This is a genomic window from Rubripirellula obstinata (assembly GCF_001642955.1).
GTDB classification, from domain to species: domain Bacteria; phylum Planctomycetota; class Planctomycetia; order Pirellulales; family Pirellulaceae; genus Rubripirellula; species Rubripirellula obstinata.
The window spans coordinates 36,620-44,065 of the sequence record NZ_LWSK01000043.1 but is presented as its reverse complement, the minus strand read 5'-3'; the positions used below and the strand labels follow the sequence as shown (position 1 = coordinate 44,065).

The following is a 7,446-nucleotide window of genomic DNA, read 5'->3' as shown; positions in this document are numbered from 1 at the left end:
GTTGCCACTATGCTTCACAGCATTCCAGTTTGTGTTGCCGGCCATGGTGCAGCTTGCCCAATTTGCTGCGTTGCAATGATTTTCAAGTAGGCCGTAGCGAGCCAAAGCGAGTTACGGCGTTGCGCAAATTGCCGTAACTCGCTATGGCTCGCTACGGCCTACATGTTGGCGATCAGGGAAATGTGCCGTTGCCACTATGCTTCGCAGCGCTGCAGTTTGTGTTGTCGGCCATGGTGCAGCTTGCCCAATTTGCTGCGTTGCAATGATTTTCAAGGGGACTTTCATCAGGCTAAGGCGATGCCCAACTCCGTGAAGAGTTTTGGTCCCGGAAAAACACGTGTTGGTTCGTTTAACCGCTTGGGCATCGCCCAACGCCGTGAAGAGTTTTGATCCCGTAAAAAACGTGTTAGTTCGTTTAACCGCGTTGGGCATCGCCCCGCGCGTTCGGGCCAGCACAACGCGCGGGGCGATGCCCACGCGGTTAAACGATTAAGAAACTCTTCACGGCGTTGGGCATCGCCCCGCGCGGTTCGTTCCGGGTGGACGCGCGGGGCGATGCCCACGCGGTTAAACAGTTTAAAAACTCTTCAAGGCCAGAGCGATGCCCAGCGCCGTGAAGGGAACCTCAGTCCCACCACCATTGGCCGTCGGCTAGGTTGGTTGGGCCTTCGCTGGTTTTCACCGCGACGGTTTCGCCCTTGGTGTCGATCGTTAAGCGATCTTTGTTGAGTGCGACACGCGGTTGCATTTGCACTCCGCCGCCAAGAGGTGTCATAAGCGTGTTGCCACGCCAGACGGCATTGACTGCCGTTTCAACTTGTTCGGGTGCGGTGTAAGTTTCGACGCGAACTTTGGATTCGTCCATCAGCGTTTCAGCATTCCAATTGGCCTGCGTGTAAAAGTCTTGCTGTTGGATGTAGGCGGCTGCGATCGCGACGTCAATCAATTGACGCAGTTCGCCGTAGACGCGTACGCGAGATGCGATCAGGTTGAACTTGTCGGTAAAGTCTTGGCAGAACGCTTGGCTTGCCTTGTTCACTCGGCCGCCTTTAATCCGGTTGCCATTGGCGACTCGTTCGTTGGCACCGACCAACTGCACGCCACGTTCTTTGATCTTCATCGCCAATCCATCTTCGCTGACAGCGATACCGTCATAGTTGGGTTGGAAGTACCAGCGTTCCATCGCGTTGGAAGCGACTGCCTTGGGACTGGCGCGATCGACGTAGCTGCGAAAGGCGATCGGCAATTCTTCTAGGCCGATGCCGATCAATTTCATTCGGTAATCCGCTTCAACAAGAACGCGGGCAAAGTGAGTGGTATCGGGAATGCCTTTGAAGGTGACCTGTTGCAGTCCAAGATTGTTTTTCAGGCCCAGGGCAAGGCGACGAGCGTCGCTGGGTTGAACGCGTCCGCGAACCGATGACAGGAAGGACTGCATCCTCTGCAAGCCTTCGGGGGTTGGGTCGATCGAAACGCTGATAACCGAGTTGCCAGCGGCGCCCGGTGCGTAGGCTCGCATGGCGGTCACCAAGTCTTCCAACAGCACGACCGGGCGTCCTGATTGAACGCCGATCAAGCGGTCGGTGGGATCGGCGAAGAAGCCTTCGGCTGGACCGGCGATCACGATGTCTTTGGTTTCAGGATAAAAGAAAACGTATTGGACTGACGTTAAGCCAGCGAGCGCGTTCATCGCTTCGCTTGGATCGTTGCCCGCGGCAATTTGTTCTGCGATGGCTTTTTCGAGTCGGTTCAGTGAGACCTTTCGCAGGGCACTCGTTTGCATCACATCGGCGTCTCCACCGCGTGCAGCCACCATGACGGCCTTACGACGTTGAACCGCCAATCGTGGGTCAAATTGACGGACCTTCAAAACGCCTGCCGCATCGACATCGATTCCTGCGATCGGGTTTCCGAAGATGATGTCGCCACCGCCATCGCCACCACCACCGCCGCCAACGCCGCCGCCACCGCCGATTTGTGCGTCAACCGGGGCTGTGAAAGAGAATGAGAGTGCAACCAGTGCTGCCAAGAATGCAAATTGACGGGAGATATTCATGGGAGGTGAAACGCCAGTGGCTCACGTGGTTTGAATAGAAATATCGCTTGCTGGCAGCTTGCTGGCCGCCAGCGGTGGCTTGGCATTCAAAAAATGCACAGAATCCACCCTGACAATAATCGCCCGACCGCGATCGATCAACAAATCTGACCCATCGTGCGGCAATTGTGCTGCGAAAACTTTGGGTTGTGAGTGTTTTAGGGGCGGGAGATCTGGTTTGGGTTCTTTGGAAAGAGCCTGGGGCAGGCAAAAAGCCCAAAAGTAGGCCGTAGCGAGTGAAGCGAGTTACGGCAATTTCCGACATCGCTGCCGTCACTCGCTTCACTCGCGACGGCCTACGAGAAAGCATGCCCACTTACGATTACTGCCCACTGAGATTCCTGCACCCGAACTCGTTCGCTGCCCCGGCTAACGATCGACGCCGGTGTCGTTTAGAATTTCAGGCAACTTGGCGATATTGAAACAAAGCCCCCTAACCTATGGAAACATCGATGAGCGGCGACTGTGATTTTGGACTGATTGGACTGGCCGTGATGGGCGAAAACTTGGCTCTGAACGTCGAAAGCCGTGGATACAAGGTCGCGGTCTACAACCGCACCACGGCCAAGGTCGATGCGTTGATGGAAGGTCGGGCGAAGGGCAAGAACTTTGTCGGCACCCACACGATCGAAGAATTCGTCAAAGCCGTCAAACGACCGCGTAAGCTGATGATGTTGGTCAAAGCCGGCCCGGCGGTCGACGCGATCATCGAGCAATTGCTGCCGTATTGCGAACCCGGCGACATCATCATCGATGGTGGCAACGAACAGTACCAGAACACCGAGCGACGCACCAAACAGGTCGAAGCTGCTGGGTTGCTGTATGTCGGTTGTGGCGTTTCCGGCGGCGAAGAAGGTGCCTTGAAGGGGCCCAGCCTGATGCCGGGCGGATCGGCGGACGCTTGGCCTCACATTAAAGAAATGTTCCAGGCAATTGCCGCCAAAGTTGGCCCCAACAACGACATCCCGTGCTGCGAATGGCTCGGCAGCGGCGGTGCGGGCAACTACGTTAAAATGGTCCACAACGGCATCGAATATGGCGATATGCAGTTGATCTGCGAAGCCTATCAATTGCTTCGTGAACTGGGCGGACTGACCAACGAAGATCTCTATGACGTCTTCGATGATTGGAATCGTGGCGAGCTGGAAAGTTACCTGATCGAGATTTCGCGTGACATCTTCAGCGTCAAGGATGACCAGGGCGGCGACGGGTACTTGGTCGATAAGGTCTTGGACGTTGCCGGTGCGAAGGGCACTGGGAAATGGATGAGCCAGTTGGCTCTCGATTTGGGCGTGCCCAGCACGTTGGTGACGACCGCCGTGTTCGCTCGTGGTTTGTCGGCTCAGAAGGACAACCGAGTTCGGGCCAGCAAGTCGCTCGATGGTCCCGCGGCCGATTCCAATCCGGAAATGCAAACGATCGCCAAGTCCCTGATCGGCGACCGTGCCGAATTCGTCGAAGCCGTTCGTCAGGCACTCTATGCGTCCAAGATCGTCTCGTACGCACAAGGTTTTGTGCAGCTTCAAGCCGCCTCGGCCGAGCATGGCTGGGGACTGAACTACGGGGCCTGTGCGTTGCTATGGCGAGGCGGATGCATTATCCGGGCTCAGTTCCTCGATCGCATCAAGGAAGCCTTCGACGCCGATCCGAACTTGGAAAACCTGTTGCTGACCGAGTACTTCGAGAAGGCTGTCGAGAACTCGCAAGAGAAGTGGCGGAAGGTCGTCGCGGTCGCCTCAATCATGGGCATTCCGGTCCCGGCATTCAGCACCGCATTATGCTACTACGATGGCTACCGCATGGCTCGCTTGCCCGCAAACATGTTGCAGGCCCAACGAGACTACTTCGGTGCCCACACCTACCAGCGAACCGACATGGAAGGCACCTTCCACAGCGAATGGATTCAATTGCGGAAAGAGCCCAAGGCATAATCAAGTCAGCGGAATGCCAGGCTGGCGTGGTCGCTAAAACGATGGTGCGCAGTCGTCATCTGACCAGACCGTCCACGCATCATCGTTTTGCCCCTCCATCGTTTTGCCCAAATCATCCGGGCACGAAAAAACCCGGTCATGCTGGCATGGCCGGGTTTCAAATGTTTAAGCTAAGGCGGAACACCTAGCGTCTGTCACGACGCAGGGCGGCATAAGCGACTACTTGCGACGACGACGCAGCATCGTGAGTCCACCAAGGCCAAGGAGAGCGAGGGAAGATGGTTCTGGGATAGCAACAGCGTTGTCGGTGATCGTGATGAAATCGACCTGAAAGGAATTACCATCCGTCTGGGAGTTGCTGTTCGCGGAGGCACCACCGATTGGATCCAAGCGAATCTCCTCGAAGGTTGACGCGTTGATACCAGAAATATCAACAGTCACAGTGAAGAAATCCCCGCCTGAGGCCGAAGCGACGAAATTACCTTGCACAGTTTCTGGCGTCAGTCCCCCAGCAACAAAATTCACCTGGAAAATGGTTCCAGTCTGATCGAAGCCGATCGGACCAGCCGGTGACTCATCTTGAACTTCGCGAACGCGAAATGTCACCGCATCCCAGGCTGTCGCCGTAGGTGACAAAGACAGCCCGGGGGAGAGCAAACGCAGTTGTGGGTCATTACCCGACGCAGTCCCATTGGCACTGACCCCATCTACCGTGAGCGCAGTGTTGAATCCGGTCCAACCTTCGGTATCGCCCGGAGTGTTAAATTCGTACTGAGCAACCAACGCCGCTGACGCCGACTGTGTCATCGAAAAGCAGAGCAGTCCTGCTGCTAAAATTCCAAAAAGTTTCTTCATGTGGATTGTCTTTTTGTTGGAGGTAAAAAAGAGCGTCTGGTTCGGAGAATCTGCAAACTCGCACACCCCGAAAGAACGGGTTGTGTCCGGGCTTGTTGACTCTACAACCCGTAATCTTGGTCTAAGTGTAGTTTGTCTACCTTAACAGAAGGGCCACCGGGCAGCACAATGTTGCCAAAACAAACAGATTTTTACCGCAAAACGAGGCGTGGCCACCGATTTGGGAATTGTCCTTGCACAATTTCAGTAGCTGGCGACCTCTGTCGTAGCTGGGCCCGCCAGGGTTCAGTTGAGCACAGCGCATGATGAACTGAACCGTTCTTGATGAACTGAACCCTGGCGGGCCCAGCTACGGCGAAACCGGGAAACTATTTCCCAACCCAAACGCGTCAGCGAGGGATGGCCCTCGATCCCAATTAGCGTTTGGCCGACTTCAGCATGTCGCTGAGTTCTTCGTCCAATTCGGCTGCTCGGATGTTGTGGCGGACCACTTTTCCGTTGGCGTCGATCAACATCATTGTGGGCAGAGTTTGGACGCCCAGTGAGGTTGCCAAGCGGCTTTGTTCCAGGCCACCGGGCTCGAACAATTGCACCCATGGCAGCGGAGTTTCTTTCAAGTAAGCAACCGCCATGTCGGCCGACGCATCGACGTTGACGCCGACGACTTGCAAGCCCGCTCGTTTGTAATTGGCTTGCAATCGGCGCAGCAATTTCATGTCCTGTTTGCAAGGTTCGCACCAGGTGGCCCAGTAATGAATCACCACCGGGCGGCCTCGCATTGCCGTTAGCTTGAACGATCGCCCGTCCAGCGTGTCGCCTTCCAATTCGATGCGTTGGCCGACCGATTCAAGCCGTTTAACCGCACCGGCGGCCCGCTGTCCCGCATCGGTGCCGGGGAAACTGGCGGCGACTTTTTTGTAGAAACCCAGGGCCTCTTTTTCCTTGTCCTCGAACTCTTTACTCAGTGCCAATTGCAACCAGGCTCGGGCGGCTTCGGGGGTTCTTGGGTAGCGATCGACGAAGCCGGTTAGAGCATCCAAGTACCATTCTTGGACTTCGGCAAAGTCGGCTTTGGGGGTTTGGCGGACCACGTATTCGGCACTAATCGCCTCGAAATCGGCGTACGCTTGCAGCGACTTGTCGTCACCGGCTTGCTTTCTAGAAACGGTGCGAAGACGTTTGACGCCATCGGGATAAGCACCACTTTGGACAGCCACACTGAGCGTATCGACCAGTTGTCGAACCCACGTTTCGCGGTCGGCGGGGCTGCCGGATTGTTCGATCAAAGACTCGATGATGTCACTTCGTCGCCCGTGCAAACTGGCGATTTCCCGTTCTTTGGTTGCCGATGCCAGGGCGGTATCGATGTCTTCGAGCTCTGTTACTAACCGCTGAGTTTCTTGTCCCAAGCCGCCGGCCGCGGAAGCTTCGGGGCGGGCAGAACCGGAAGTAAAGAAGTTACCGCGGCTCATCGCGATCGCTTCGCCGTCGGTGCCCAGCGATGGCAGGTCCACCAATCGCCACGCGTCGCCTGCTTTGACGAGGGTGCCCACCATCAATTGGCCATTTTCACCGTCTTCGCCGCCATTGACATACATCGCGACAGCATTTTCGTAGACCGTTACATCGTCGGTGGACCCGTCGGTTCCGGCGGGCACGACGCCGGGCTTGGTGGCAGCAAACTGCATCCAGCGGGCGTCACGAGCGACAGCTTTTTGCTGTTTGGCGAGGCTTGCAAAATCGGTTGCCGCACGCGAAGCCTTCGCAGCGATTTGCTGCATTTTGGCTCGCCCCATGCCCAACGATTTGACTTCCGACGGTGTGATCAGCAGCGCCGCAAAACGCTCTGGATCGGATTCTCGCAGAGCTGCGACGAGTTCCGACGAGACTTCTTCGGCAGAAATTTGTTTCCAGCGATCGATTTGTCCGTCTTCGTTTTCGTCGATGCCCCAACGCGTGCCGCTGGTGCCCAGCCAGCGATATTGGTCGGCTTTCCCGTCGAAATCGCCGTCAATGTCTCGATAGACTTCGACGCCGTACTTGAAATAGCTCCAAAGATCGACTTTTTTATCTCCGTTGGTGTCCGCAAATCGTCGCAACATCGCTCCATCGGGGCCGGAAACTTGCCATCCGGACCATCCTTTTCGGTCGATGTCTGACACTTTGCAGAATTTAGCTTGATCGCCCGGGACTCGTTCAAAGTCGACGTCGGGCTGAACAGGTTCCAATTTCAGTGCGGCGGAAGCGGCCGGTGCGGCGGCAAACAGCGATGTGGAAAGCAGCGAAGTGGAAAGCAGGGAAAAACAGCATAAAACGATACAGCGAGAGACATTCGCTCGCAGTTTTTGCCTGGTTACAAACAGGGAACTCAACAGATGATCCTTCATTCTTGATTCTCTTTTGTTAGCTAGCTTTGGTCGGCGTTGGATCAAAGCGTGGGTGGTTGTGTCGGTTTTCACGCTTGCATTGTGGCGAACCAAGCTTGCTGTGCAAATGTCACTTTCTGAGGCATCTTTGTTGACTTTCAGCGAAGGGACATGCCGATGCACCCATCTTACCGAAGCA

At 55.8% G+C, this 7,446-nt stretch carries 4 protein-coding genes; 1 reads left to right on the top strand and 3 read right to left on the bottom strand.

The window, feature by feature from the left end; genetic code table 11:
• Positions 1 to 625: 625 nt before the first annotated feature.
• Positions 626 to 2,056: a DUF1598 domain-containing protein gene (locus RC85_RS12505; protein WP_084422607.1), complete on the bottom strand. Its 1,431-nt coding sequence runs from the start codon at positions 2,054 to 2,056 to the stop codon at positions 626 to 628.
• 491 nt (positions 2,057 to 2,547) lie between these two features.
• Between RC85_RS12505 and gnd the strand changes: the two genes are divergently transcribed.
• Positions 2,548 to 4,026 carry a decarboxylating NADP(+)-dependent phosphogluconate dehydrogenase gene (gene gnd, locus RC85_RS12500; protein WP_068263127.1) on the top strand — a complete coding sequence of 493 codons (1,479 nt, stop codon included), beginning with the start codon at positions 2,548 to 2,550 and terminating at the stop codon, positions 4,024 to 4,026.
• A 219-nt stretch (positions 4,027 to 4,245) separates the two neighbouring features.
• Here gnd and RC85_RS12495 read toward each other — a convergent pair whose 3' ends face one another.
• Both RC85_RS12495 and RC85_RS12490 read right to left on the bottom strand, forming a co-directional pair.
• Positions 4,246 to 4,881: a PEP-CTERM sorting domain-containing protein gene (locus RC85_RS12495; protein ID WP_068263117.1), complete on the bottom strand. Its 636-nt coding sequence runs from the start codon at positions 4,879 to 4,881 to the stop codon at positions 4,246 to 4,248.
• A 416-nt stretch (positions 4,882 to 5,297) separates the two neighbouring features.
• On the bottom strand, positions 5,298 to 7,268 hold the full coding sequence (locus RC85_RS12490; protein ID WP_068263126.1) for a redoxin family protein: 1,971 nt from the start codon (positions 7,266 to 7,268) through the stop codon (positions 5,298 to 5,300).
• Between the last annotated feature and the right edge of the window lie 178 nt (positions 7,269 to 7,446).

Excerpts from the sequence above, each read along its gene's own strand:
- gnd (WP_068263127.1), top strand. The coding sequence starts at position 2,548 with ATGAGCGGCGACTGTGATTTTGGACTGATTGGACTGGCCGTGATGGGC.
- RC85_RS12495 (WP_068263117.1), bottom strand. The coding sequence starts at position 4,881 with ATGAAGAAACTTTTTGGAATTTTAGCAGCAGGACTGCTCTGCTTTTCG.
- RC85_RS12490 (WP_068263126.1), bottom strand. The coding sequence starts at position 7,268 with ATGAAGGATCATCTGTTGAGTTCCCTGTTTGTAACCAGGCAAAAACTG.
- RC85_RS12505 (WP_084422607.1), bottom strand. The coding sequence starts at position 2,056 with ATGAATATCTCCCGTCAATTTGCATTCTTGGCAGCACTGGTTGCACTC.